Origin of the sequence: Arthrobacter sp. StoSoilB19, from assembly GCF_019977275.1 — a bacterium.
Taxonomy (GTDB): domain Bacteria; phylum Actinomycetota; class Actinomycetes; order Actinomycetales; family Micrococcaceae; genus Arthrobacter.
This window is the reverse complement of sequence record NZ_AP024650.1, coordinates 1,197,738-1,222,546: the sequence shown is the minus strand read 5'-3', so window position 1 is coordinate 1,222,546 and position 24,809 is coordinate 1,197,738. Positions and strand designations below refer to the sequence as shown.

Annotated in this window: 24 protein-coding genes; 14 read left to right on the top strand and 10 right to left on the bottom strand. The window is 66.6% G+C overall.

Annotation, left to right across the window (positions count from 1 at the left end):
- Positions 1-8: 8 nt before the first annotated feature.
- On the bottom strand, positions 9-872 hold the full coding sequence (locus LDO86_RS05700) for an HAD family hydrolase (protein WP_018771804.1): 864 nt from the start codon (positions 870-872) through the stop codon (positions 9-11).
- A gap of 275 nt (positions 873-1,147) precedes the next feature.
- Here LDO86_RS05700 and LDO86_RS05695 point away from each other — a divergent pair, with 275 nt between their 5' ends.
- From LDO86_RS05695 to LDO86_RS05680, 4 genes are all read left to right on the top strand, one after another.
- Entirely contained in the window at positions 1,148-1,417 is a 270-nt protein-coding gene (locus LDO86_RS05695) for a GlsB/YeaQ/YmgE family stress response membrane protein (protein ID WP_018771805.1), read from the top strand.
- 147 nt (positions 1,418-1,564) lie between these two features.
- On the top strand, positions 1,565-3,754 hold the full coding sequence (locus tag LDO86_RS05690; protein ID WP_224084374.1) for a bifunctional diguanylate cyclase/phosphodiesterase: 2,190 nt from the start codon (positions 1,565-1,567) through the stop codon (positions 3,752-3,754).
- 216 nt (positions 3,755-3,970) lie between these two features.
- Positions 3,971-6,892: a response regulator gene (locus tag LDO86_RS05685; RefSeq protein WP_018771807.1), complete on the top strand. Its 2,922-nt coding sequence runs from the start codon at positions 3,971-3,973 to the stop codon at positions 6,890-6,892.
- Positions 6,889-7,797: a diguanylate cyclase gene (locus LDO86_RS05680; RefSeq protein WP_018771808.1), complete on the top strand. Its 909-nt coding sequence runs from the start codon at positions 6,889-6,891 to the stop codon at positions 7,795-7,797. The genes LDO86_RS05685 and LDO86_RS05680 overlap by 4 nt, the downstream gene beginning before the upstream one ends.
- A gap of 3 nt (positions 7,798-7,800) precedes the next feature.
- Here LDO86_RS05680 and LDO86_RS05675 read toward each other — a convergent pair whose 3' ends face one another.
- Entirely contained in the window at positions 7,801-8,205 is a 405-nt protein-coding gene (locus tag LDO86_RS05675; protein ID WP_018771809.1) for a hypothetical protein, read from the bottom strand.
- A gap of 222 nt (positions 8,206-8,427) precedes the next feature.
- Here LDO86_RS05675 and LDO86_RS05670 point away from each other — a divergent pair, with 222 nt between their 5' ends.
- Positions 8,428-8,979 (top strand): dihydrofolate reductase family protein, encoded by a 552-nt coding sequence (locus tag LDO86_RS05670; protein WP_018771810.1) that lies wholly within the window; start codon positions 8,428-8,430, stop codon positions 8,977-8,979.
- Between the two features lie 2 nt (positions 8,980-8,981).
- Here the strand turns inward: LDO86_RS05670 and LDO86_RS05665 are convergent, their stop codons facing one another.
- Together LDO86_RS05665 and mmuM are read right to left on the bottom strand one after the other, a co-directional pair.
- Entirely contained in the window at positions 8,982-9,332 is a 351-nt protein-coding gene (locus LDO86_RS05665) for a hypothetical protein (protein ID WP_018771811.1), read from the bottom strand.
- 54 nt (positions 9,333-9,386) lie between these two features.
- Positions 9,387-10,331 carry a homocysteine S-methyltransferase gene (gene mmuM, locus LDO86_RS05660; protein ID WP_018771812.1) on the bottom strand — a complete coding sequence of 315 codons (945 nt, stop codon included), beginning with the start codon at positions 10,329-10,331 and terminating at the stop codon, positions 9,387-9,389.
- A 117-nt stretch (positions 10,332-10,448) separates the two neighbouring features.
- On the opposite strand from mmuM, the gene LDO86_RS05655 reads away from it, so the two are divergent.
- Genes LDO86_RS05655 through LDO86_RS05645 form a run of 3 tightly spaced genes read left to right on the top strand, consistent with a single transcriptional unit; the run spans position 10,449 to position 12,451 of the window.
- Positions 10,449-10,898 carry a hypothetical protein gene (locus tag LDO86_RS05655; protein ID WP_018771813.1) on the top strand — a complete coding sequence of 150 codons (450 nt, stop codon included), beginning with the start codon at positions 10,449-10,451 and terminating at the stop codon, positions 10,896-10,898.
- Positions 10,895-11,644, top strand: a complete 750-nt coding sequence (locus LDO86_RS05650) for a cyclase family protein (RefSeq protein WP_018771814.1) — start codon at positions 10,895-10,897, stop codon at positions 11,642-11,644. The genes LDO86_RS05655 and LDO86_RS05650 overlap by 4 nt, the downstream gene beginning before the upstream one ends.
- A 30-nt stretch (positions 11,645-11,674) precedes the next feature.
- The gene (locus LDO86_RS05645) at positions 11,675-12,451 is read left to right on the top strand and encodes an IclR family transcriptional regulator (protein WP_026266157.1); all 777 of its coding nucleotides are present in this window, start codon (positions 11,675-11,677) and stop codon (positions 12,449-12,451) included.
- A gap of 7 nt (positions 12,452-12,458) precedes the next feature.
- Here the strand turns inward: LDO86_RS05645 and LDO86_RS05640 are convergent, their stop codons facing one another.
- Together LDO86_RS05640 and LDO86_RS05635 are read right to left on the bottom strand one after the other, a co-directional pair.
- On the bottom strand, positions 12,459-13,232 hold the full coding sequence (locus LDO86_RS05640; RefSeq protein ID WP_018771816.1) for an IclR family transcriptional regulator C-terminal domain-containing protein: 774 nt from the start codon (positions 13,230-13,232) through the stop codon (positions 12,459-12,461).
- A 153-nt stretch (positions 13,233-13,385) separates the two neighbouring features.
- Complete coding sequence (locus LDO86_RS05635) at positions 13,386-14,831, bottom strand: amino acid permease (protein ID WP_018771817.1); 1,446 nt, start codon at positions 14,829-14,831, stop codon at positions 13,386-13,388.
- 285 nt (positions 14,832-15,116) lie between these two features.
- On the opposite strand from LDO86_RS05635, the gene LDO86_RS05630 reads away from it, so the two are divergent.
- Together LDO86_RS05630 and LDO86_RS05625 are read left to right on the top strand one after the other, a co-directional pair.
- Positions 15,117-16,169 carry a homoserine dehydrogenase gene (locus LDO86_RS05630; protein WP_018771818.1) on the top strand — a complete coding sequence of 351 codons (1,053 nt, stop codon included), beginning with the start codon at positions 15,117-15,119 and terminating at the stop codon, positions 16,167-16,169.
- Positions 16,162-17,580, top strand: a complete 1,419-nt coding sequence (locus tag LDO86_RS05625; RefSeq protein ID WP_224084373.1) for an aldehyde dehydrogenase family protein — start codon at positions 16,162-16,164, stop codon at positions 17,578-17,580. The genes LDO86_RS05630 and LDO86_RS05625 overlap by 8 nt, the downstream gene beginning before the upstream one ends.
- On the opposite strand, the gene LDO86_RS05620 is transcribed toward LDO86_RS05625, so the two are convergent.
- Positions 17,564-18,079 carry an Lrp/AsnC family transcriptional regulator gene (locus tag LDO86_RS05620; protein ID WP_018771820.1) on the bottom strand — a complete coding sequence of 172 codons (516 nt, stop codon included), beginning with the start codon at positions 18,077-18,079 and terminating at the stop codon, positions 17,564-17,566. The genes LDO86_RS05625 and LDO86_RS05620 overlap by 17 nt on opposite strands.
- A 125-nt stretch (positions 18,080-18,204) precedes the next feature.
- Between LDO86_RS05620 and LDO86_RS05615 the strand changes: the two genes are divergently transcribed.
- Positions 18,205-18,840, top strand: a complete 636-nt coding sequence (locus tag LDO86_RS05615) for an HAD hydrolase-like protein (protein WP_018771821.1) — start codon at positions 18,205-18,207, stop codon at positions 18,838-18,840.
- A gap of 100 nt (positions 18,841-18,940) precedes the next feature.
- Entirely contained in the window at positions 18,941-20,068 is a 1,128-nt protein-coding gene (gene rlmC / locus LDO86_RS05610) for a 23S rRNA (uracil(747)-C(5))-methyltransferase RlmC (protein WP_018771822.1), read from the top strand.
- Positions 20,069-20,080: 12 nt separating this feature from the next.
- Here the strand turns inward: rlmC and LDO86_RS05605 are convergent, their stop codons facing one another.
- Together LDO86_RS05605 and LDO86_RS05600 are read right to left on the bottom strand one after the other, a co-directional pair.
- Positions 20,081-20,704: an FMN-binding negative transcriptional regulator gene (locus tag LDO86_RS05605; RefSeq protein WP_026266158.1), complete on the bottom strand. Its 624-nt coding sequence runs from the start codon at positions 20,702-20,704 to the stop codon at positions 20,081-20,083.
- 19 nt (positions 20,705-20,723) lie between these two features.
- A complete protein-coding gene (locus tag LDO86_RS05600) occupies positions 20,724-21,650 on the bottom strand; it encodes a DMT family transporter (RefSeq protein WP_043425580.1) in 927 nt (308 codons plus the stop codon).
- On the opposite strand from LDO86_RS05600, the gene LDO86_RS05595 reads away from it, so the two are divergent.
- Positions 21,649-23,058: a PLP-dependent aminotransferase family protein gene (locus tag LDO86_RS05595; RefSeq protein ID WP_018771825.1), complete on the top strand. Its 1,410-nt coding sequence runs from the start codon at positions 21,649-21,651 to the stop codon at positions 23,056-23,058. The two genes, LDO86_RS05600 and LDO86_RS05595, sit on opposite strands and share 2 nt — an antisense overlap.
- A 131-nt stretch (positions 23,059-23,189) precedes the next feature.
- A complete protein-coding gene (locus tag LDO86_RS05590; RefSeq protein WP_155845660.1) occupies positions 23,190-23,957 on the top strand; it encodes a hypothetical protein in 768 nt (255 codons plus the stop codon).
- Here LDO86_RS05590 and LDO86_RS05585 read toward each other — a convergent pair.
- Positions 23,954-24,784 carry an SDR family NAD(P)-dependent oxidoreductase gene (locus tag LDO86_RS05585; RefSeq protein ID WP_043425583.1) on the bottom strand — a complete coding sequence of 277 codons (831 nt, stop codon included), beginning with the start codon at positions 24,782-24,784 and terminating at the stop codon, positions 23,954-23,956. The genes LDO86_RS05590 and LDO86_RS05585 overlap by 4 nt on opposite strands.
- Positions 24,785-24,809: the final 25 nt, after the last annotated feature.

Sequence of the window (24,809 nt, the reverse complement as noted above, 5' to 3'; positions counted from 1 at the left end):
GGGACGGCCTAGCCGAGGAGCCCCAGCTCAGCGAAGGCCAGGGCCACGCCGTTGCCGGCGGGTGCGGCAGTGGTCCTGTCCGCCACGGCAAGGACGGCGGGGTGGCCGCCTTCCACGGCGATGCCGACGGCTGCGTACTCAAGCATTTCGATGTCGTTGGCGCTGTCGCCGATGGCAATGATGTCGGCCCGGTCCAGGCCGAGCCGGGCTTCCACCACCTGGATGCCCACCGCCTTGTGCGTGCCGGCCATGAAGATTTCCCCTGCACGGTCGCCGAGCGCTGACAGGGAGCTCGGGATCAGCCCAACCTCCGGCCCGAAGGCCTCCAACAGGCGGGTCAGCGGCACCGGTGCATCGAAGCAGGAGATCTTGGCGTAGGAGGTGGCGCGGAGGTCATCGCCGTAATGCATTGGCCCCAGGATGTCCTCGAGCGGATCCACGTCCGTGCTGAGCACTCCGTCGTGGCGTGGACGCCCGGCGAAGATGGGGCCCAGCACCTCCCTCAGCCGCCGGTCCACACCGGTGCGGCCATGCAGGGCTTCCGGGGCCTCCAGGATGTAGGCGGCGTTGTGGGCATCCAGGGCCTCAACGATGCGTGCGGCCAGGCTGGGTTCAAAACGGGCATCCTTGAGGATCTCCCCGTTGACCTCCACCCTGGCGCCGGCGCCTGTGATGGTGCCGTCAAACCCAGCGTCCAGGATGTGGCCGGGGACCATGGACAGCGGGCGTCCGGTACAGACAAAGACGAGGTGGCCCCGTGCCCGGGCGGTCCGCACCGCGTCCACGTGCGCTGCCGGAGCCAGGCCGTGGTCGGCGTAGGTTCCGTCGATGTCGAGGAAGATGGCACGGGGCCTGGCGGTCTGGCTGGGCATGCCTGCGCTCCTTGGTCTGTTCGGGGACTTGCCATCCTATCGGCGGACGCCAGGCAGGCCGCACCCGAGAATGAACGTTCACGGGATGCCAAAGCCAGGCCACACGGCGGAAAACCAAGGACCGTCAGGACACTGATGGATAAAAGCACGGCATTACGCCTGAAACTGACAGTCATCCTGTGATATTCAAGGCCTTGCACAGTAGTAAGCCTGCTGATTGAATTATGGAACCGGAAATGGGGGCCCGGCACAACTTACTGACAAGGAGTGGCAACATGGGCATTATCGGATTTCTCATTTTGGGCCTGATTGCTGGAGCCATTGCAAAGGCAATCCTGCCGGGTCGCCAGGGCGGCGGCTGGGTAGTGACCCTGGTCCTCGGCGTCGTCGGAGCCATTCTGGGCGGCTGGATTGGATCGCTCATCTTTGGCGGCGGACTGGCCGAATTCTTCGACCTCAGGACCTGGCTGCTGGCCATCCTCGGCTCCATCATCGTGCTGCTGATCTACGGGGCAGTCGCCAACCGCAGCGGCCGCAGGGTGTAGCCGCAGCACAAAGTCAACTGAACAAGAAGCGCCGGACTCCCCAATAGGAGGACGGCGCTTTCTCTGTTCCGCGCCGCCCCAATTTGCCTTCCCTGGTGCGCACCCAATTCCTGCCAATGGCCTTTATGATGGCGAAGGGGTGGTGTAATGACCAGTTTTATGGGCCGTGGCGATGATGTGGCATTACAAACTTTTGGCGTGGTCATGGATGCCAGCCCGGACGCACTGCTGGCTTTGACCGCGGACGGTATTATCCTTGCGGCCAATTCTGCAGCGTCAAGGCTCTTCGGCTTACCGAAGGAAGCTTTTGCGGGCCTGGACCACCGCCCACTGATTGCCGAGGATTTCCGCGACGAGGTAGGCCAGTTGTTCCTCCAGCTCCTTGCAGAGCCGGAAGGGCATCCGCTGCCCCGCGAGATCAGGGGACTCCGTCACGACGGCAGCGAGATCCCCATCGAAGTGGCGGCCGCACTCCTCCCCCAGCCAACCGCGGACCACGCCCGCGCAGAGCGCGGACCCGAAGGGCAATCGGAAGAACGGGCAGGGCAATCCGGAGCGCGGTTGCTGCTCTCCGCCCGTGGCACGGCACACCGCAAGGCGGCGGACGAGGATCTGCGCGAGGCCATGTCCTTGTTGACGGCCACCCTTGAATCCACTGCCGACGGCATCCTGGTCATGGGCAATGACGGCAGGGTGGCTGGGTTCAACGAACAATTCCTTGCCATGTGGCGCATCCCGCCCGAGTTGATGGAAGCGGACAGCGGAGAACCGGCCATGCAGCTCATCGTGGAGCAGGTGGCAGACCCAGCGGCCTTCACCGCCCGGCTGGGCGAACTTCAGGAAGACCCGGCCGCCGAGAGCCACGACGTGGTCGAGTTCAGGGACGGCCGCACCTATGAAAGATATTCCCGCCCCCAACGGGTAGAGGAAAAGATCGTTGGACGGGTGTGGAGCTTCCGCGATGTCACGCCCCGGCGAAAAGCGCAGGAGCAGGCGCACAGGGCCATGATGGACCTGGCCGTCCAGGCCGAAAAGCTGCGGGCCATGGCGTTCCAGGACCCCCTGACCGGGCTCGCGAACAGGGCCGTGTTCAACGACGCCCTGGCCGAAGCACTTCAGGAAGCCCGGCTGAAGACGGTGGATGTCCTGCTCCTTGACCTGGACGACTTCAAGGAGGTCAACGACATCCTTGGCCACCAGGCGGGTGATGACATGCTCATCGAAGTGGCACGCCGGCTTCGCGGCTGCGTCCCTACAGCTGACGTCGTTGCACGATTGGGCGGGGACGAGTTCGTGGTGCTGTTGACGGCGTGCCCGGATGCCGACGCCATCGCGGCGTGCATCGTGCGCTGCCTGCACGTCCCCGTGACCATCGACGGCACTGTCCTCCGGCCGAGCCTCAGCCTGGGCCTCGCCTCGTTGGGCCAGGACAGCGTTGGGCCCTCGGAACTCCTGCGGCATGCCGACATTGCCATGTATGCGGCCAAGGCGGCAGGCAAGAACCGGTTCCTCCGCTTCCACCCGGACATGATGCAGGCACTGGTGCAGCGCACCCACATGGAGGGCGGGCTGCGGCTGGCTGTTCCGCGCGGCGAAATCACCGTGGATTTCCAGCCGATCGTGTCGCACCGCATGGGGCAGGTGGTCCAACTCGAGGCGCTGGCCAGGTGGGACCGCGGCGGTGAGCGGGTGCCGCCGTCGATCTTCATCCCCCTTGCCGAGCGCACCGGGCTGATCGGCGAGATCGGGGCCGAGGTAATGGCGTCCGGCATGGTGCAGCTGGCGCGATGGCTCAGCGAGGATCCGGCGCGGTCCCTGGCGGTGAATGTCTCCGGAGTCCAGTTGCAGGAACCGGACTTCGCCGAGACCGTCCTAAGGCTGGCGGCAGCCAGCGGCGTGGCCCCCTACCAGCTGGTCATGGAAGTTACCGAGAGTGTGTTTTTCGACGCCGACTGCAGCCTGATCCGGCAACTCAGCACGCTGCGGGACGCTGGCGCCAGGGTGGCACTGGATGATTTCGGCACCGGCTACTCCTCACTGGGCCGGCTGCAGGACCTGCCCGTGGACACGGTCAAGATCGACAAGTCTTTTGTGTCCATGGTGCGGACCGGCAACGAGCGCCTGCCGATCCTCAGCTCCATGATCAACATGGCCCACAGCCTGGGGCTGACCGTCACGGCTGAAGGGATTGAGACGGCGGCCCAGGCGGATTACCTGGCCGCGCTGGAGTGCGATTCGCTGCAGGGTTACCTGTTTTCCTTGCCGGAGCCAGGCGAGCGGCTTGGCCACGCATTGCAGAACGCGGAGGAAGCCCTCAATGCCTTGAAGGGGCGGTAATTTTCCGGCCCATTCCAAAGATGCGCGGGATATTATGAGGGGGCGTCTCCGCCGTGGTCTCCGGCGGCTCCGCCCCTGTTTTGGGGCATTGGGCGCAATTAGGGGGAAGGGGTCTCCGTGTCCCAGTCTGGTCTCTTGGAACACCGTGTCAACAGCGGTAGGTCGCGGCTGTGGCCGCGGATCGTGGCGGCAGCGTTGGTCCTCAATGGACTCGGGGTGTTTTTGGCAGTGAACAGGGGCACTCCGGCCGCCCTTGTTACCGGCGACTTCCTCATTTTGGCCGCGTCCCTGGTGGCCGGGGTGAGCTGTGCGCGAGCCGGTGCCCGAGGTGGTGCGAACGCGAAGGCCTGGACCTATATGGCTGCGGCGTCCTTCGTCTGGGCAGCCGGAATGGCGCTCTACGCGTTTTACGGCCTTCTGAACGACCATGTTTACCCCTTTCCCTCCCTGGCAGACGCCCTGTTCCTTGGCTACTCGGTGCCCGCTGTCGTGGCGCTGTTCTCGTTCAAGCGGCGCGCCGGCACTCCCGTGGCGCTGTTTCGGGCGATCATGGACGCCGCCGTCATTGCCGGCTCGGTGCTTGTGGTCAGCTGGTACACGGCCCTTGGCCCCGCCTTCAACGCTGTTGGGGATCCACTGACACGCCTTACCGGTATGGCCTACCCCGTGGTGGATCTGGTGATCACGTCCCTGGTACTGGTCCTGGCCATGCGGCGTCAGCCGGGCGAGCGCCTGCCCTGGCTCTGTTTCGGTGGCGGCCTGGTGGTGCTGGCCGTTACGGACAGCATTTACGTGCGCATGACGTTCGACGGCGTGACGGGAACCACCGGATCACCGCTTGCCTTGGGTTGGATAGGCGCCTTCCTCATCATCGCCATGGCTCCTGCTGCACCGTACGTGGAGAACACAGGCCCGGACCGGAAGGGGTACACGCTTGCACTGGAACTGCTCCCATACGTTCCCCTCCTCCTGGCTGTACTCCAATTCGCCGGCCCGCACCTGCAGGAGCTCGATCCGTTCCTTCTCGTAGTGGGAGCCACAGTCCTTTCCTCCGTGCTGGTCCGTCAGGTGCTGATCGTCTTCGAGAACATCAGCCTGACCGGCGGACTCGAGGATGAAGTGGCTGCCCGCACCGTGGAACTTGAGGCGGCCCGGGAGGCGGCGTTGGAATCCAGCCGTCTCAAATCCGAATTCCTCGCTACCATGAGCCACGAAATCCGCACTCCGATGAACGGGGTAGTCGGCCTAACCGGGCTCCTTCTGGAAACCGGGCTGGACGAGACGCAGCGTCAGTACGCCCAAGGGGTTAAGGGTGCGGGGGAATCGTTGCTGGCCCTTATCAATGACATCCTCGATTTCTCGAAGCTGGAGGCCGGAAAGGTGGACCTGGACGTCCGTCCCTTCGACCCCAGGGTCCTCGTCGAAGAGGTGGCCGCCCTGCTGGCCGAACCTGCACTGGCCAAGAACCTGGAGCTGATCGCCTACTGTGAGCCTGACGTTCCTGCCCGTTTGCAGGGCGACTCCGGCAGGATCCGGCAAATATTGCTCAACCTTGCCTCCAACGCCGTGAAGTTCACGGCATCCGGGGAGGTCTCCATCCGGGTCACGGCCAAGGACCCGGGCTACGGCCCGGGAAGCACCGCGGCAATTGAGTTCGAGGTCCGCGACACCGGCATTGGCATCAGCCCGGAACATCACGGCAAATTGTTTGAATCCTTCTCGCAGGCGGATGCTTCCACCACCCGCCGCTACGGCGGTACGGGTCTTGGCCTGGCCATCTGCAGGCGCCTGACCGCTGTGATGGACGGTGCCATCGGGATGGACAGTGCGCCGGGCCAGGGCAGCACATTCTGGTTCCGGCTGCCGCTGCCCATAGCACCCCCGTCCACGGATCCTGTGCCGGCCGCCGGATTCCTCACCGGTCTCCGCGTCCTGGTGGTGGATGACAATGCCACAAACCGGCTGGTCCTCGAATCCCAGCTCCGTGGCTGGCGCCTTGAACCGCAATCCGTTCCGGACGCGACGGCCGCTTTGGAAGTGGCCCGCGCCGCGCGGCAGGCCGGGACACCCTTCCATTTCGCCGTTTTGGACTACTGCATGCCCGACACGGATGGCCTGGAGCTGGCCCGGCGCATCAAGGCCGACGCAGCACTTGCGGGCATGGAACTGATCATGCTGACCTCGACCATGCAGGTAGACCCGGCAGAGATTGCCGCCGCGGGTGTGCGTGAGTGGCTGATGAAACCCGTCCGCAGTTCCGAGTTTTACAACCGGCTGGTCCGCCTGATCTCGACCCGCGAGCCCACACCGGAATCCTGGAGCCGCCCAAGGCCCGCCCGAACCGCCCAGGCTGGGCGCGGCACGCCGCGCCGCGGGCAGATCCTGGTCGTTGAGGACAATGAGGTGAACCAGTTGGTGGCACGCGCAACAGTCGAAAAGTTCGGCTACGCGGTGGATGTGGTGTGCAACGGTGCCGAAGCGGTGGCGGCCGCGGCCGCGACAAGATACTCCGCCATCCTGATGGATTGCCATATGCCGGTGATGGACGGCTTCGAGGCAACCCGCGAGATCCGCCGCCTGCCCTCTGCAATCCGGGTGCCCATCATTGCCATGACCGCAGGCGCCCTCGATGGAGACCGGGAACGCTGCCTCGCCGCGGGCATGGACGATTACCTGTCAAAACCCGTGGACGCGGCTGCCCTGGAAGCTGCGTTGTCCCGCTGGGTTCCCGTGCAGCTCCCGCAGCCTCTTGCTGTCACCGGAGGTCCTTCCGCCGGAAGCCCCGGGCCCGCACTGGACCCGGACCGCCTCGCCGTCCTTAGGGACGTGGGCCAGGATGACGGAGGGGCATTGTTGCGGGCAACGCTGGAGGCGTTCCGACGGGAGAGCCAGGTGCGCGTGGCGGCGCTTCGCGCAGCGGTTCCTGGCGACAGCCAGGTCCTGGTGCAGGCTGCCCACGCCCTGAAGGGGTCCGCGGCAAACATCGGAGCCTCCGGCGTGGTTTCGGTCTGTGCCGAGCTCGAAGAGCTGGGCCGCAACGGGCAACTGGGCAACGCCGAGGGACTCGTCAGCCGGCTCGAGGCTGAACTGCAGCGGTTGGACGCCGAACTGGAGGCCGCAGTGAAGGGGGACCATTGAGAGTTCTCGTAGCGGACGATGATCCGGGGTCGCTCCTGGTGGCCACGGCCGCCGTCGAACGTTCGGGGCATGACTGCATGACGGCTGCGGACGGTGGCGAGGCATGGGCCCTGTTCCAGGCACACCGGCCGGATGTGGTGGTCACCGACCGGATGATGCCCGTGATGGACGGATTGGAACTCTGCCGGGCCATCCGTGCAGAGGAGCCTGAGCTGTACACCTACATCGTGCTGCTGACCTCGCAAGGATCGCGCGACGACGTTCTGTCCGGGCTCGAGGCCGGCGCCGACGACTACGTCACCAAGCCGTTGGACCCCTTTGTCCTGCACACCAGGCTCCTAGTGGCGTTGCGGATCACCACGCTTCACGCGGACCTCGCACACTACCGGAAAGTCCTCTCGGAGCAAGCGCGCACCGATCCCCTGACCGGACTTCACAACCGGTTGAAACTTTCAGAGGACCTGGAGCAACTGCACGCCCGGAGCGCCCGCCATGGCGAGGGGTACAGTGTGGCGCTGTGCGACGTGGACAATTTCAAGAGCTACAACGACCTCTACGGTCACCAGGCCGGCGATCTGGCCCTTCGGGCGGTGGCATCCACCCTCGCGGCAACGGCACGACGGACTGACGGTGTCTACCGGTTCGGGGGCGAGGAGTTCCTGCTGGTGCTTCCCCGACAGGGCGTGATCGGGGCCAGGGCCCTTGTGGAACGGGCGTTATGCGCCGTACGTGACCTGGCCATACCCCATGCCGGCGACCCATCGGGCCAGTTGGGGTTCAGCGCTGGAGTCTCCGGGTTCTCCGCGGGGCATGTGGTGAGTGCCGAAATGCTGCTAAATGAAGCCGACGCAGCCCTTTACGCGGCAAAGGCCGCAGGGCGGAACCAGGTGATGCTCGCACCGTAGGCGCTATGCTGCCTTTTTCCCGCCAGACTTCTTCTGCGGGGCCTTCTGACCGGACGGCCGCTGCTCAGCAACGGCTGCCGCATTGGCGGGTGTTTCTGCCGGCCGGCCAGCGTACGGCGTCACGGCTGTTGCGGAAGCAGCAGGTTCAGCGTGCACATCGGGTGCGGCGGCGCGGTTGCGGCGCCAGCGGCGGACCAGGTCGACGGCGGCCAGCAGGCCCGCGAGGGGGGTCAGCACAGCTGCCGCGTAGACGAACAGCATCCAGGTCAGGGTGGTGAGCGGTGGCTGGTTGTTGTTGAGCAGGGACAGTCCGCCCAGCATTCCAACAACCCAGAACAGCACTACGGCCGTCAGGACAGCGCCGGCAGGAAAATACTGGTTGGTCACGACTTTTTTCAGGGTTTCCATGCACTTCCTCCTGCCTGGCCGGGGGGACGGCGAAAGCCGCTCAAAAACAAGTATGGGGCCCGGCCGGCGCGAAACCGTGCAAGACGACACGGCGAGTGATCAAGCTAACGTAACCATCCGCCGTCGTCCGAATTCCCGGGCCAAAATAAGGTCCGGCGCCCTTCCCGGAAAGGCCCTGGGCGCATACCGTAATGCCTGTCCGCTCGAAAACTGGAGGTTCCCATGCGCAAAGTCACTGCCGGCCTGTTCCACTCCGTGGACGGGGTGGTGTCCGAACCCTTCAAGTTCCAGTTCGACAGCTTCGACGACGAACTCGGCGCGGGCCTGACCAAGATGATGAACACCGTGGATACCGTGGTCCTGGGCCGCGTCAGCTACCAGGAGTGGGCTGGTTATTGGCCCACCGCCTCGGCAGACCAGGACTTTGCCGCGTTCATCAACCCGGTGGAAAAGTTCGTTGCGTCACGCACCCTGACCGGGCAGCTGGAATGGCAGAACTCTCAGTTGATGGACGCTCCGCTTGAGGAGTTCGTTGCCGCCCTGAAGGACCGCGACGGCGGCGAGATCGCCGTGTGCGGGAGCATCTCGGTGGTGCGGCAGCTGCTGTTCGCCGGGCTGCTGGACTCGCTGCAGCTGATGACGCACCCGGTCATTGCCGGCAGCGGCCGCAGGCTGTTCCAGGACGGTGACCCGCTGACCCGGCTGGTGTTGCTTGACCAGTCCACCACCAGCAAGGGCAACGTGCTGAGCACCTACGGGGTCCGCGGGGACTAAGCCTACGCGGCCAGCGGGGCCCCGAAAAGCTCCTCCGCAAGCCGGGACAAGTGGTCCGGGATGTCCGCTTCGGCCCCGTGCTCGCCGCGGCCGAGGAAGACCGCGGTGCCACGGATCCCGTCAAGGTCCAGGCCGCATTCGTGCATCAACTGCCCGGCGCGGAAGTTGACCGGCAGGAGCATGGTGACGCTTTCGGCGTTGAGGTAGACATGCCAGTCGCCGCGGATCACCGACTCCAGCGGCCCGCCCACCAGGGCTTCCAAGGCCTGCAGGTCTGCCGGCACCTGCTCGATGCGCATGGGCTCGGAATTGCCGGCCGGTACAACAAGTGCTGTATAAGTTCTGTTGTTCATCGTTCATTTCTCCTTAGGTTTTAACACCGGTGGAGACGGCAGTGTTCCCGGTAACTATGCCTTCCCGGCCAACGCTGCGATGTCGGCGGGCGTGGTCCGGCAGCAGCCGCCCACGATGCGGGCACCAAGCTGCCGCCACTCAGGGGCACCTGTGCCGAGGCTGGAGGGAGCACCGCTGCCGGAAGCCGCCCGGTCCTGGCTCCACGTCTTTGTCGCGGGATGGTAGGTCTCTCCCGAATTGGGATAGGCCAGCAGCGGCTTGTCCGTGTGCAGGCCCAGTGCTGCGAGCGCGGGAGCGACCAGGTTGAGCGGGACGCAGTTCACACCCACGGCGGCGACGTGGGGCTGTCCGTCAAGGAGCCGGGCCACGTCGGCGAGCGGGGTTCCGTCGCTGATGTGCCCGCCGTCGCGCAGGGAAAAGGAGAACCAGGTGTCGACGCCGTGTTCCCGGCTGAGTGCCAGGAGGGCTTCGGCCTCAGCGAAGGAAGGCAGCGTTTCCAAGGCCAGGAGGTCCACGCCGGCGTCCACCAGCGCGGCGATGCGGGGGCCGTGGAAGTCCTGGAACTCTTCTGCGGTGAGGGCGTAGTCCCCCCGGTACTCCGAGCCGTCCGCAAGGTAGGCACCGTAGGGACCCACGGAACCGGCGACCAGCAGCGGCCCGGCGTCCGGGTGGTCCTCCAGATGCTGCCGCCGCGCTTCATCCGCCAGCCGGGCGGACAGCGCAACGAGCTCCAGGGCTTCCCGTTCGCCCATCCCCCGCGCCGCAAACCCCCGGGGCGTGGCCTGGTAGCTGGCGGTGGTGGCGATGTTCGCGCCGGCGGCGAAGTAGTCCCGGTGCACGTCCCTGATCAGCTCGGGCTGCTCCAGGAGGACCTTGGCGGACCACAGTGCGTCGTTCAAATCGCAGCCGCGGGCCTCCAGTTCGGTGGCCAGGGCGCCGTCAGCTACGAGGCCTGCGCCGGCGTCAAGCAGGGTGGACAGGGAACGGCGGCTAGGCATCGCACCTCCGGTCGATTGGTGGCTGTTTTGCTCATTATAGGCAAGTTTCCATGCTTGTAATGCATATCACCGTGTGCCACGATGACTGCAGCAACGACCATTACAGGAGGAATATTCGTGAGTGTGCACCTGAACAGTGTCCGCAAGCTACGGGTCCACTGGCCCATCAGTGCGGAAACCTTCGGCCGGATAGCCGCCGGAGACGCCAACGCCGTCCAGCAGGATCCGGGGCTGGCAGAACTCCTGCACACCGTTGGGCATTACCCGGACCTCGGTGATTTCGGGAACTACAAGCACGTCTTCGAATCCGGCATCGGATTCGAAGGATTCTCGTGCGGCGAAGGGGCGTCGCCCACGCTTGGCAGGGTGGGCGAGCAGACCCTCTCCCCCACGTTCGTCTTCACCACCTATTTTGATGCCACCCTGGACGAGGCCGTCCTGGAACGGGTTATGCAGGAACTGGTGGCCATCCACCCGTGGGAACTGCCTGTCATCGAGGTGACCGGTCCCGTGAGCGTGGCCGGTGGGCTGCACCGTAAAACCCCCTCGGCGGCGGCAGCATCATGACACTCACCACCACTGCCGCCTGGCCCGCGCTTCAGTCCGCCCTGGCAGGCAGGACGTTCACGGACCTCACCCATGCCTTCCATCCAGGCCAGCCCCGTTTCGCCGCCTTTCCGGACGAAACCCGGGAGGCTCTTTTCGACCTTGAAAGGGGCGACGGGTTTACGGCCCACCGGTATTCGATCGTTGGCCAGTGGGGCACGCATGTGGATCCGCCTTCCCACTTCATCCGGGGTGGACGCACCCTTGACCGGATTCCAGTCCAGGACATGATTCTTCCCCTTGTGGTCCTGGACATCACCCGGCGGGTGGAACGGGATCCGGATGCAACCCCCACCCTGCAGGATGTGCACGGATGGGAAGACCGGAACGGAAGAATCCCGGCTGGATGCTTCGTTGCCCTGGGGACCGGCTGGAGCTCACGGTGGCCGGACGGAGATGCCATGGCCAACAAGGATGCGGACGGAGTCAGCCACACTCCCGGGTGGTCCCGTGAGGTGCTGTCCTTCCTGGTGGAGGAACGCTGGGTTTCGGCCATCGGGCACGAGCAAACGGACACCGATCCGGGGCTGGCAACCTCGCAGGGGGACTTTAGCCTGGAAACCTACATCCTGGCGAAGGACCGCTGGCAGATAGAACTGATGGCTGATTTGTCCGGCCTCCCTGAATCGGGTGCCGCAATCGTGGCCAGCTGGGCCAAACCCTCCGAAGGGAGCGGCTTCCCGGCCCGCGTCTTCGCCATCTCCTGACCCGGGCGGGCGGTCCTCTAGACTCGGACCATGTCGAGGACTTCAAGCATGGGACGTGGCGTCATGGCCGTCCTGGCGGCCGGGGAACGCCACCTGCGTGGCCTCCCCGGCGGCACGGTTGCAGAGATCGCTGCGGACCTGGGCAGGGACCGAAGCCAGGTTTCCAGAAGCCTGCGGACAGCTGAACAGGAAGGTTTCCTGCGGAGAACCCCCGAACGCACCTTCGCCCTGGACTGGAGCGTCCTGACCGACGCCCTCCTGCTGAACCGGCGCCGGCTGGCAACCGACGGGACCGCCGCCCTGGAACGCCTTTCGAGGGAGACTGATGAGGGGTGCTTCCTGGGGGTCCTCAGCGGCAGGAGCACCGTAACGGTGGGCGAAAGCGTCCCGGCGAGCAGCCGGCTGGTGGGCTCGTGGCTGGGCCGGCCCTACCCTGCCTACTGCAGCGACGCCGGGCAGGCACTTTTGTGGGAGACTCCGGACGATGAGGTCCGCAAAATCTTCGCGGGCGTCCAGTTCCAGCAGCACGGCCCGAACACCCCCGCGGACGTCGAGGATTTCCTGGCACGGCTCAGGGACGCACGGGTCCGCGGCTACTCCATCGTCGACGAGGAAGCGGAGCCCGGGCTCTACTCACTGGCCGTACCCATCAGGGATTTCAGGGGCGACGTGGTGGCGGCCCTGCAGGTGGTGGGCCTGAAGGGCCGCCTTGAACCCAGCCGGTCCCGGCACGCCGAAGCGCTCGTCCGCCAGGGCCGCTGGCTGGAAGGCATGCTGGGATGGCGGTCTCCGGACAGCAACCCCTAAGGGCCGCCTACCCCTCCGGCCCGGGATGGACCGAACCGAGCCTTGCCGCGGCCTCCGCGAGCACATCCGCCAATTCCCCTGCGCGGGGTCCAACGTCCGGCTGCCCGCCCAGCACACTCAGCGAAGCGACGATCCCACCGCCCGGATCCCGGACAGGCACGGCCACCTCCACGATGCCGTGTTCGAATTCCTCGGTGGCGACAACGAAACCATGGGGCTTGTCTTTGGCCATGAGTTCCCAGGCCTCCGCGCTGGAATGCGGGGCGCCGGGACCACCGACGCCGACAAAGTTCACGTCGGAAAGCAAAGCTTCAAACCCGCGCCGCTTATGGTCCCACAACAGCGCCCTGCCCGATCCGGTACACCACACAGGCGTCACCATGCCGGGCTGGACGAAGCTGCCCGCCTGCGAATCGTTGCTGGACGCCAGGAGCAGGATGACCCGGTAGCCGTCGCGGACCGAGACCCGGGCGCGCAGCCCGGTAGTGGCCACCAGCGCCTCCAGTTCCGCCGCCGCATGCCGGATCCACCCCGTATTGAGGGTGGCGGCAAGGCCGAAGAAGCCCGTCCCTACGCGGAACGGGCCGCGTTCGCGGCGCTCCAGCAGGCCAAGCTCACAAAGCTCCTGGGTCAGACGGGAGACGCGGCTTTGGTCCATGTCCAGCTCGGCGGCCAACTGGGAGACACCCATAAGCTGCTTCCCCGTCTTTTCCCGGTCAATGACCAGGCGCACTATCCGCAATCCCTGCGCCAGCGACGCCGCCTCCGGGGAGTTATCCACCCTGCTGCTCCTTCCGACCGGCAACCAGCCTACCCTCACACGTTGCGGCACCGCCCAACGGGAAACACCAATCAGCCGGAAGCAACGCAGTCCCGGGCACGGCGATGGCCTGGCGCGGACGTTCGGCCGTCCGCGCCAGGCCATGGAAACGGTTCAGCCCTGCGCCGTCTTTTCGGCTGCGGCCCGGCGCCCGTGCCTGATGTGGAAGTAACCGTAGCAGGCGGCGACGAAAGGAATCCCAAAGTACAGCGCCGCCACTTGGGCCGGATCGAAAGCGATGCCGACCAGGGAGACTGTGCAGAGAGTGAATGCCAGGACCGGCACCAGTGGGAAGAGCGGCGCGCGGTAGGACAAGGTGGACACGTCCCCGCCGTTCCGGACAAAAGACCGCCGGTGGAAGAAATGCGAGGCGGTGATGGACATCCAGACTCCCACCACTGCGAAGCCCGCTACCGATACCAGCACCAGGTAGACGGTTTCCGGAGCAACCACGCTGCTGATGAGCGAGGCCAGCCCTCCGAGCATGCTCACCGAGAGCGCGGTCATGGGAATGCCGCGCTTAGTCAGCTTCTTAAGCGCCCGGGGTGCGTGGCCTTCGTCGGCCAGGGAGTACAGCATCCTGGCGCACGAGAACAGGCCACTGTTGCCTGCAGACAGCAGCGCCGTGATGATGACGAAGTTCATCAGATCGGCGGCAAAGGGAACACCCGTCGCCGTGAACACCGTCACGAACGGGCTTTCGTCGAGCCCAACTTCCTGGTACGGGATCGTGGCGGCGATGACGGCGATGGCTCCGACGAAGAACACCAGGAGGCGGATGACCGTACTGCGCATCGCTTTGGGAATGCTGGTGGCGGGATCCTTCGTCTCCCCTGCGGCGACGCCGATCAGTTCAGAGCCTGAGAAGGCATAGAAGACTGCGAGCGCCGTCACCAGAACGCCGGTGAAACCGTTGGGAAACAGCCCTCCCTCGGTGTTGAAGTTTTCGAACAGGAAGGGATGGTTGCCCGATGCGCTGAGCGGGTGGAAGCCCAGGAGGGCTGCCCCGCCCAGGACGATGAGCCCGATGATGGCGCCCACTTTGATGATGGCGAACCAGAATTCCGACTCACCGAAGAACTTGGATGACACGGCGTTGAGGCCGAACAACGTTGCGGCGAAGATCAGGCACCAGACCCAGACGTCAACGCCCGGGAACCAGCGCTGCATCAGCAGGCCCGAGGCTGTGAACTCCGATCCGATGGCGACCGCCCAGCACAGCCAGTAGAGCCAGGCGGTGGCGAATCCCGTGGCGGGACCAATGGACCGGGAAGCATAGATATGGAACGCACCGGAGACGGGGTAGGCGATGGCGAGCTCCCCCAAGCAGGCCATGACCAGGTAAACCACGAAGGCACCGACGAGGTAGGCGAGAACGGCACCCAGCGGGCCGGCCTGGGAAATGGTGTAGCCCGAGCTGAGGAACAGTCCGGAACCAATCACGCCGCCCATGGCGATCATGACAAGGTGCCGGGGCCCCATGGAGCGGCGGAGCCCTGATTCCGTTGACGGCGGTGCGTCCGGCTCCGGCTTGAGGGTGAGGGGGGTCGAAGATTCCAAGTGGTGCCTCCAGTGGGGGATGGTCGGAAGGACGGCCGCGGTTCGGGTGCCGGTCCATGAAAGCTTTAAGCGCGTCGACAGTGACGAAAGTAACACAAAGTGGCATTTTTAGTCATCAAAATCATATTCAAATGCGAATGTTGCACGTTTATTGCTGTTACTCCGTATGTCGATTTGCCCTTCAGATGGTCGTTTCGCCTCCCCGGCGGAGCGTTTGGACATGCCTCAACGGACACCGGGTGGGCACAGGATGGGAGCAACAACAACCACCTCAAGGGAGTAGCAATGACCACCTACGACATCGCGCTGATCGGGTTCGGCGGCGTCAACCGGACCCTGGCCGAACTGATTGCCACCAGAGGGGATGCGCTTGGCCGCACCCTCGGCTTTGACCTGCGGGTGGTTGCCATTACGGACCTTGGGCTGGGTTCCCTGGTCCAGGACGGGGGGATCGATCTTGACATGGCCTTGGGCCTGGATCCCGCCGTCGCGACATTTGCAGCGTACGGCGGGTCAGCGGACCCGGACAACGAGCGCGTGATCCGGACCTGCTCCGCAGGGATCATTTGCGAAGCAACGTTCACCAACCCTGCAGACGGCGAGCCTGCGGCTTCACACGTTCGCTGGGCGCTGGAGTCGGGAAAGAGTGTCTGCACCACCAACAAGGGTCCGGTCGCCCTGCATGGCCAGGAGTTGAGCCGGCTCGCGAAGCTTAAAGGGCTGCATTTCGAATTCGAAGGCGCGGTGATGAGCGGGACACCCGTCATCCGTTTGGCCAAACAACTGTTCCCCGGACTGGCGCTCAATGGCTTCGAGGGCATCCTCAATGGCACCAGCAACTATGTCCTGGGCAGGATGGAAGAGGGCCTCAGCTTTGAGGAATCGGTCCTCGAAGCCCAGAGCCGGGGGTACGCAGAGGCAGATCCCACGGCCGACATCGAGGGCCACGACGTCCAACTGAAAGTCCTGATCCTGGCCAATGAGCTGCTGGGGGCGGACATCACGCTGGCGGATGTGCAGCGCCAAGGGATGTCAACGCTGTCGCCCGAGGACATCAGGCGCGCCAGGAACGAGGGGCGGCGGTGGAAACTGGTGGGCTCCGCGCGGCGGAACCTGGATGGAAGCATCAGTGCCGGAGTTGCCCCCGTGGCGCTCCCCCTGGCCCACGGCCTCGCCGGGGTTTCGGGTGCCAACAATGCAGTGTCGTTCAACACCGATCTCCTCGGCCCGGTGACGGTGTCCGGACCCGGGGCCGGGCGGGTGGAGACAGCGTACGCCCTGCTGTCCGACATCATCGCCATGCACGCCGCACGGAACCAGGTGGCTGCAGATGCGTGAATCAACCCTTGCACCGCTGGATCACGCAACGGCCGCGATCCGGGAGGTGCTCAGCCCCTACGACGGCCGGGTGTTGGGAGCCGTGGCCCTGACCACGGCGGAGTCCGTGGACGCGATTATCCGGGCTGCCAGGTCCGGGGCGGCGCAGGCACGCGCATTGTCCCGCCATGCCCGGGGGAAGCTGCTGGACGCGGCTGCCGCACTAATCGACGCGCGCCACGCGGAATTCGCCCAGACCATCACAGCCGAGAGCGGCAAAACCATCCGCCAGGCACGAAAGGAGGTGCTGCGGGCAGTCAACACCCTGCGCCTGTCCGCCGCGGAGGCACGCCGGAACGCCGGCGAGATCATTCCCTTTGACTCCTATGAAGGCTCCGAGGACCGCATGGGGTGGTACGCACGGGAACCGCTGGGCATCATTGCGGCCATCACCCCGTACAACGACCCCCTTAATCTGGTGGCACACAAGGTGGGCCCGGCAATCGCCGGAGGCAACGCCGTCATCCTCAAGCCGTCCGCGGTGACGCCCCTGTCCGCGCAACTGCTCGCCGAAGTCTTCGCCGAAGCTGGCCTGCCTGCCGGCGTCCTCACAGTGGTCCACGGGGACACGGACGTGGCGGAGGCGATCGTGCGGAGCCGGGAGGTCCGCATGGTGTCCTTCACCGGCGGATTCACGGCCGGCGAGGCCATTGCCAGGACCGCAGGCCTGAAGAAGCTATCCATGGACCTTGGCGGGAACGCCCCCGTCATCGTCATGGATGACGCCGACATGGATGCTGCCGTTTCAGCCTGCGTCTCCGGAGCCTTCTGGGCAGCCGGACAGAACTGCGTGGGGGTTCAGCGCATCCTCGTGGCCGCCTCCCGCTACCACGAGTTCCGTCGGCGCTTCCTGCAGGAGACGTCGCGGCTGGTGGCGGGCGACCCCGCCGAGGAAGCCACCGACGTCGGTCCCATGATCAGTCCCGCCGCCGTGGATCAGCTCCAGGCCAAGATTGAGGCGGCGGTTGCCTCCGGCGCCGTGGTCCTCGCCGGCAACACCAGGGTAAACAACGTGCTGCATCCGACGGTCCTGGAGAGAGTGCCCGCCGGCAGCAGGCTGTGGACGGAGGAGGTGTTCGGGCCGGTCGTCATGCTGCAACCCTTCACAACCTTCGACGAAGCCGTGGGGACCGCCAACGCCATCGACTTCAGCCTTCACGCCGGGATCTTCACCGGCTCGCTGGACACGGCCCTGGACGCCGCGGGCCGCATCGACGCAGGCGGCGTCATGGTCAACGACTCATCGGACTACCGCTTCGACGGCATGCCGTTCGGGGGATCCAAGTATGGCGGCCTGGGCCGCGAAGGCGTCCGCTTCGCCTATGAGGAGATGACCCAGCCGAAAGTGGTGTGCATCAAGCGCCAGGGCTGATCACCGGAAACGGAGCCTGGTCGAGAGCGTTTCCCGGCTGGGCCGGCTTCGCTGCCGCATCCCGCCGGATGTAGTTGGACAGGGTCATCGCCGTCACGGTGTCCGTCACGCCGGGCGTGGCCGCTATCTGCTCCCAGATCTCCTGGATGCGTTCAAGCGACCGTGCTTCCACCCGCACCAGCAGGTCGAAGTCGCCGCTGACCACATCGCACAGGACTACCTCCGGGATCGATTGCAGCACGGCGATGACGTCCGATCCGCGCACCCTGTCCTTCCGGTAGACCATCAGGAAAGCAGAGACTGTGCCGTGCCCCGGGGCGCCGGTCACCACGGTGTAGCCCTGGATGTAACCCTGCCGTTCCATCCTGTCGATGCGTTGCCGGACCGCATTGCGGGACAGCATCACCTTTGCAGCCAGCTCCGCGTGGCTGACCCGGGCATTGCGGGTCAGCTCCGCCAGGATGCCCTGGTCGATCCGGTCAAGACTCGCCCGATCCATGTTTCACCCTTCACCGCATGACTTCACAACAGCAGACACGAGTCGGCCCGGCTCCAGAACGAAAGCACACAGAGATGATACTTCGGCAGCAGCCACTACGGAGTCAGCGGAGAGCCTTCAGCTGCGTGCTGTTGGACATGGACGGGACGCTGCTGGATTCGGCGGCAGGCGTGACGGCGAGCGCCGCCCGGGCGCTTGCCGCCGTGGGGGCCGCTGTGCCACCGGCCGGGGACCTGGTCCGGCTGGTGGGGCCGCCCATGCTTGAGTCCTTCCGCGAGCACCTGGGACACGATGAGGCCCTTGCCCGGCTGGCACTGCGGCATTACCGGAAGGCTTACGCGGATCACGGTGCACACCAGTCGGTTCCGTACAACGGGATCAGGGAACTGCTGGAACAGCTCCATCGTGCGGGCGTACCCATGGCGGTTGCCACCTCGAAGGCCGAAGCCCAGGCGCTCCGGATGGCCCGCCTGTTTGGGATGGACCATTACTTCTCCGCCGTCTGCGGCGCATCGGACCAGGAAGCCAGGTGGAGCAAGGCAGATGTCATTGCCGAAGTGCTGGACAGGCTGAGGGCGGCCAAGGTGGATGTCTCTGCCCCGCTCATGGTGGGTGACCGCAGCTACGACGTGGCCGGGGCAGCCGTCCACGGTATTCCCACCGTCTTCGCCGGTTGGGGCTACGGCTCTGCAGGGGAAGAAGCAGGAGCCGCCTTCGTTGCGCCCTTCCCGGATGGGGTGCTGCCGGTTGCGCTGCCCTGACGGTACAGCCCTGAAAAGTACGACGCCGGCACTCCCCCAAGTGCCGGCGTCGGACCTGCACGTCGTGGCGGGGAAGGCAACCGGGTAAACTTGTCCGGTCATGCGCTGTTCCTACTTTGATGCCGGCACCTGCCGCTCCTGCACCCACATGGGCGTGCCCTACGGTGAGCAGCTGGCCGGCAAACAGCTGCACTGCCAGACCCTCCTGTCCGGTCACACCGAACTCGAATGGCTGCCGCCGGTGGCCAGCCAGGAGTCCGGCTTCCGCAACAAGGCCAAGATGGTGATCGGCGGGACCGCGCAGAATCCCACCATCGGGATCCTGGACGCCGATGGGCATGGCGTGGACCTGCGCAAGTGCGGCGTCTGCTCACCCGGCCTGCTCGCCTGTTTCCCCGTGCTGGCGAATTTCATCCGCCGGGTCCGCCTGACGCCCTATGACGTTCCCCGCCGGACCGGTGAACTCAAGCACGTCATCCTCACCGAGTCGCCGGACGGCGAGGTCATGCTCCGGCTGGTCCTGCGCTCGGACCAGGTGGTACCGCGCATCCGGAAGCACCTCCCGGACCTCCTGGCCGCCCTGCCGCAGGTGAAGGTGGTCTCGGTCAACGTGCACCCGGAACACAAGGCCGTGCTGGAAGGCGACCGGGAGATCCTGCTGACCGGCCAGGCCACCCTGAACATGCGGGTCAACGACATCAACCTGCACCTCCGCCCGCAAAGCTTCTTCCAGACCAACAGTGAGATGGCCGCGGCCCTGTACCGCCAGGGACGCGAGTGGGTCAACGAACTGGCGCCGGCCTCGGTGTGGGACCTGTACTGCGGCGTGGGCGGGTTCGCCCTGCACAGCGCCGCACCGGCCCGCACCGTCACGGGCATTGAAACCAGCAGCGAAGCGATCGTGTCCGCCCGCCTCAGCAGTGACGAGGCAGGCCTGGAGGGGATGGAGTTCCAGGCCGGGGACGCCACCGCGTTTGCCCTGGCCAGCAAGCAGTCGCCGGACCTGGTGATCGTGAACCCGCCCCGGCGCGGCATCGGCAAGGAGCTCTGCGGCTGGCTGGAAGCCTCGGACGTGCAGCACGTCGTGTACTCCAGCTGCAACGCGCAGTCGCTGGCCCGGGACCTGGCCGCGCTCCCGTCGTTCACCGCCCGGCGTGCCCGCGTCCTGGACATGTTCCCGCAGACCACGCACTACGAGGTGATGGTGCTGCTGGAACGGGCGGCTTAGGGCCCATAGGCGTCAGTTCCGGCGCGCGCGTTCGACGGCGGCCGCGCCGTCTTCGCGCCCCTCGGCCCGAAGACCCGCTGCCACTCCTTCAGCATCGGCGTCGGAGCGGTTCTGGCTCAGTTTTCCCTTCGCCTCGATCCGGCTGATCACCAGCTCCACGCCCACGATCGCCCGCAGTTGCCCGGCAATGAACTTCTCCGGCGCGTCGTCCACGGCCCAGGGGTCTGCCCGGCCGTCCTCGTGCAGTCCGGTCAGGTGCCGGACGTGCCGTGCCAGCCAGCCGGCGTCGTCATGGATAACCAGCTCGCCGTACACGTGCGCGGTGCTGTAGTTCCAGGTGGGGACCACGCGCCCGTGCTCGGCCTTGGCGGCGTACCACGACGGCGAGATGTAGTCGTCGGGGCCCTGGATGATGGCCAGCGCCTCGCCGGCCGGCGCGGTGGACCACTGCGGGTTGGTGCGCGCCATGTGTGCCTGCAGCGCGCCGTGCTCCCCCACCGCCGGGTTGAAGGCGAAGGGCAGCAGTGTTGCCAGCAGGCCGTGGTCCGTCATGGTCACCAGGTTGGCGGCGCCGGGAGTCGTGAGGAGGTGCCGGACGGCATCGGGGCCGGCAGCAAAGTGGGCGGGAATGTACATGGGAAGTCCTTTCAGCAGTTCAGGGGGCCGGTTTGAGCCGGACGCGGACGGCCGCAGCGGCACAGAGGATCACGGCGAGGGCGCCGATCAGGGTGGTCCAGGTGAGCGCCTCCCCCAGCAGCAGCGCGGCCCAGCCGATGCTGAGGACGGGCTGGAGCAGCTGGATCTGGCTCACCTGCGCCATGGGGCCAATGGCCAGCCCCCGGTACCAGGCGAAGAAGCCAAGGAACATGCTGACCACGGCGAGGTAGGCGAAGGCAGCCCACTGGACGGGTGTGGCCGACGGCGGCTGGTCCAGGACCGACACTACGGCGAGGACCAGCATGGCCGGCGCGGCAAGGACCAGCGCCCAGGCGATGGTCTGCCACGAGCCCAGCGTGCGCGCCAGCAGGCCGCCCTCCGCGTACCCCACCGCGGCGCAGGCCACGGCGCCGAGCAGCAGGAGGTCCGCCCAGTGCAGGTGCCCCACGCCGCCTGACTGGAGGAAGGCGAAGGAGATGGCGGCCAGCGAGCCGAGCGCCATCACCACCCAGAAGGCGGCCGGGGGCCGCTCAGCGGCGCGCAGGACCGCCACCGTTGCGGTGGCGGCCGGCAGGAGGGCGATGACCACGGCTCCATGTCCCGCCGGTACGGCAGTGAGGGCATAGGACGTCAGCAGCGGAAAGCCGACGACGACGCCGCCCGCCACGAGCGCCAGGCGCAGCCAGGTGCGGGGCGGGGGCAGCCGCTGGCGGGTGATGGCAAGTGCTGCGATGGCGAGGGCAGCGGCCACGACGGCCCGGCCGGAACCGATGAGCAGCGGCGGGATGCCTGCCACGGCCACGCGGGTGAACGGAACGGTGAAGGAGAAGGCCGCCACGCCGAGCAGGCCCCACCAGATTCCGGTGGCCTTTCGCGGCGATATCACTGGGCGATTCAGGACAGTAGCGCTACTATGTTCTTTCATGAATGACGATAGCAGTTCGCGGATCGTTGCGGCACTCCGGCAATGGGTCGGCGGCGCGGCTCCGGGGGCCCGGCTGCCGTCCACCCGGCAGCTCGTTGCCGAGTACCAGGCCAGCCCGGTGACAGTGCAGAAGGCGCTGCAGGCGCTGACCGCCCAGGGGCTGATTGAAAGCCGGCCCGGCGTTGGAACGTTCGTGCGTGCCGTGCGCACCGCCCGTCCGTCGGACTATGGCTGGCAGACGGCTGCGCTGCGGTCGCCGTCGTCCCCGCTGCCGTCGTCGTCGGGCACCATGCGCAACGTTCCCGGCGATGCCATCTGGTTCCATTCCGGCTACCCGGACCGCGAACTGCTGCCGGAACGGCTGGTCCGCGCCGCGCTGGCCCGGGCTGCCCGGGGCGACGCCGCACTGTCGCGGCCGCCGGCGGCGGGCATGCCGGAGCTGCAGCAATGGTTCGCGCAGGAAGTGGGGTCGGCCACCCCGGTGGGAATCACGCCCCCCACCCCGAATGATGTGGTTGTGCTGCCCGGAAGCCAGAGCGGGCTCAGCTCCATCTTCCGTGCGCTGGTGGGCGCGGGACAGCCGCTGCTGATGGAGTCGCCGTCGTACTGGGGCGCCATCCTTGCCGCCGCGCAGACCGGGGTGCGGGTGGTTCCGGTGCCCACCGGCCCGGACGGGCCGGATCCCGCGGACGTGGACCGCGCCTTTGCCGAGACCGGGGCGCGGGCGTTCTACGTGCAGCCCAACTATTCGAATCCCACGGGCGGGCAGTGGGCGGCAGGGCGCGGCGACGAGATCCTGGACGTGGCCCGCCGGCACGGCGCCTTCCTGGTGGAGGACGACTGGGCACACGATTTCGGCATCACCTCCGACCCCGTTCCGCTGGCAACCCGCGATGATTCCGGGCACGTGGTGTACATCAGGTCCCTGACCAAGAGCGTGTCCACCGCCATCCGGATTGCTGCCGTGATCGTCCGGGGACCGGCGCGCGAACGCATCCTGGGCCAGCGCGCCGCCGAGTCGATGTACGTCAGCGGGCTCCTGCAGGCCGCCGCGCTGGACGTGGTGACGCAACCCGGGTGGCAGACCCACCTGCGGAGCCTCCGGCAGCAGCTCCAGTCACGCCGCGACCTGCTGGCCGCCAGCATCCGGGAGCACCTCCCCCAGGCGCACCTCGATGTCCTGCCGAAGGGCGGCCTGAACCTGTGGCTGCGCCTGCCCGATGCCACGGATCTGCCGCGCCTGGTGCGGGACTGCGAGGATGCCGGCGTGATCATAGCCGCCGGCACGGAGTGGTTCCCGGCCGAACCCGCCGGAGCCTTCATCCGGCTCAACTACTCGGGTCCGAATCCGGGCGCCTACCCGGAGGGTGCGCGGCTGATCGGTGGGGCGCTGGCCAGGCAGGGCTGACCTCCGCACAACCGGGAGCTTCAAGGTTGGTGCAGGAATACATCAAGATTTGCGCTTAAACCGTTCCGGCCATCCCGGCGTAGCTACGCTGGCCGTGCACATCGCATCCAGCACACGCACTTGGGGGAACCATGCCTGCCGTCCAACGCTTTTCCGCGCCCCGCACCCGCCGTCGGGAACCCGCGCTGACCCCAGGAGCCGCCGGGCGGAGGGGCCCGCACAAGGTGCTGGGCGCCGGGGCCGCCGCCGTCGTGCTTCTGCTGACCGGGTGCGGTGCACCCCAGGCCTCCCTGAGCGCCGCTGCCGGACCCGCCAGCGAATCCGCCACCGCAACGCCCATTGCCGGTACGCCGTGCACCGCCGCAAACGGGCAGCAGGTTTCGGCCGGCACCACCTACGTCTGTACCAAGGACGGGTCGGGCAGGCTGGTGTGGCTGGAAGCCGCGGAGTCCAAGCGCGTCACGGAGAAGCTGGCAGCCGCTGCCGCAGCGAAGGCGGCCGCCGACCAGGCCGCGGCGGAAAAGGCAGCCGCCGAGAAGGCGGCAGCTGACAAAGCCGCTGCCGACAAGGCCGCGGCTGACGCAGCCGCCGCCCGGCAGGCCGCCGAGGCGAAGGCGGCGCAGGATGCTGCGGCAGCAAAGGCCGCCGCCGAAGCAGCCGCGAAGGCGGCAGCGCCGCCCGCTCCCGTTGCGCCTCCGGCCCCTGTTGCCCCGGCCGTTCCGGGCACCAATCCCGGCTGCGACCCGAACTACTCAGGGTGCGTCCCCATTGCCTCGGACGTGGACTGCGCCGGCGGAAGCGGCAACGGACCGGCCTACGTCAGTGGCCCCCTCCAGGTTATTGGCAGGGACATCTACGGGCTGGACGCCGACCACGACGGCGTTGCCTGTGAGCGTTAGGGCTGGACGAAGGCCTTGACCAGCTCATCACTCTTGTCCCACAGCCCGCGCGCCAGTTCGGCGTCGTAGGCCTGCGGGTTGGCCTTGGCCAGGGCCCGCTTGGCGTAGTAGGCCCCGGAGATCCAGTCCGTGCCGGGGGTGCCGTTGATGAGCCACAGCATGGTGTCGGCACCCTGGTCCGGGCTGAGCATGAAGCGGTTCAGCAGGGTCTTGTAGGCATGCCGGAAGGGGCTGGTGGAATCTGCCGCGAAGTTGGTGCGGACAACGCCGGGGTGGAACGCCGCCGTCGTGATTCCCCGGTCATGGAAGCGGCGGTGCAGCTCGGACGTGAAGAGGATGTTGGCGAGCTTGCCCGTCCCGTAGGCGCGGTAGGTGCGGTACCCCTGCTCGGCCTTGAGGTCGAAGAGGTCCATCTTTCCCGAGTAGTTTGCGGCGCTGGCGGTGTTGATGATCTTCGCGTTGCTGGCCGCCAGCGTGTCCATCAGCAGGGTGGTGAGCAGGAACGGCGCCAGGTGGTTGACCTGGAACGTCAGTTCGTTCCCGTCCACCGTGAGCGTTCGCTTGCCCATCATGCCGCCGGCGTTGTTCGCCAGGACGTCAATGCGGGGGTACTTTTCCTCAAGTTCCGTGGCCAGGGTCCGGACCTGCGAAAGGTCGGCGAAGTCGGCGAGGTAAAAGTCTGCACCAATCTCCTCCGCCAGGGCGCGGGTCTTTTCAGCGGAACGGCCGACGACGACCACCTGCTCCCCCGCCTTTGCCAGTGTCCGGGCGGCCGCAGCGCCGATGCCGTCGCTGGCGCCGGTGATCACGATGGTGCGAGGAGTCAAGGGGTGTCCTTCGGTTGGCGGGTGG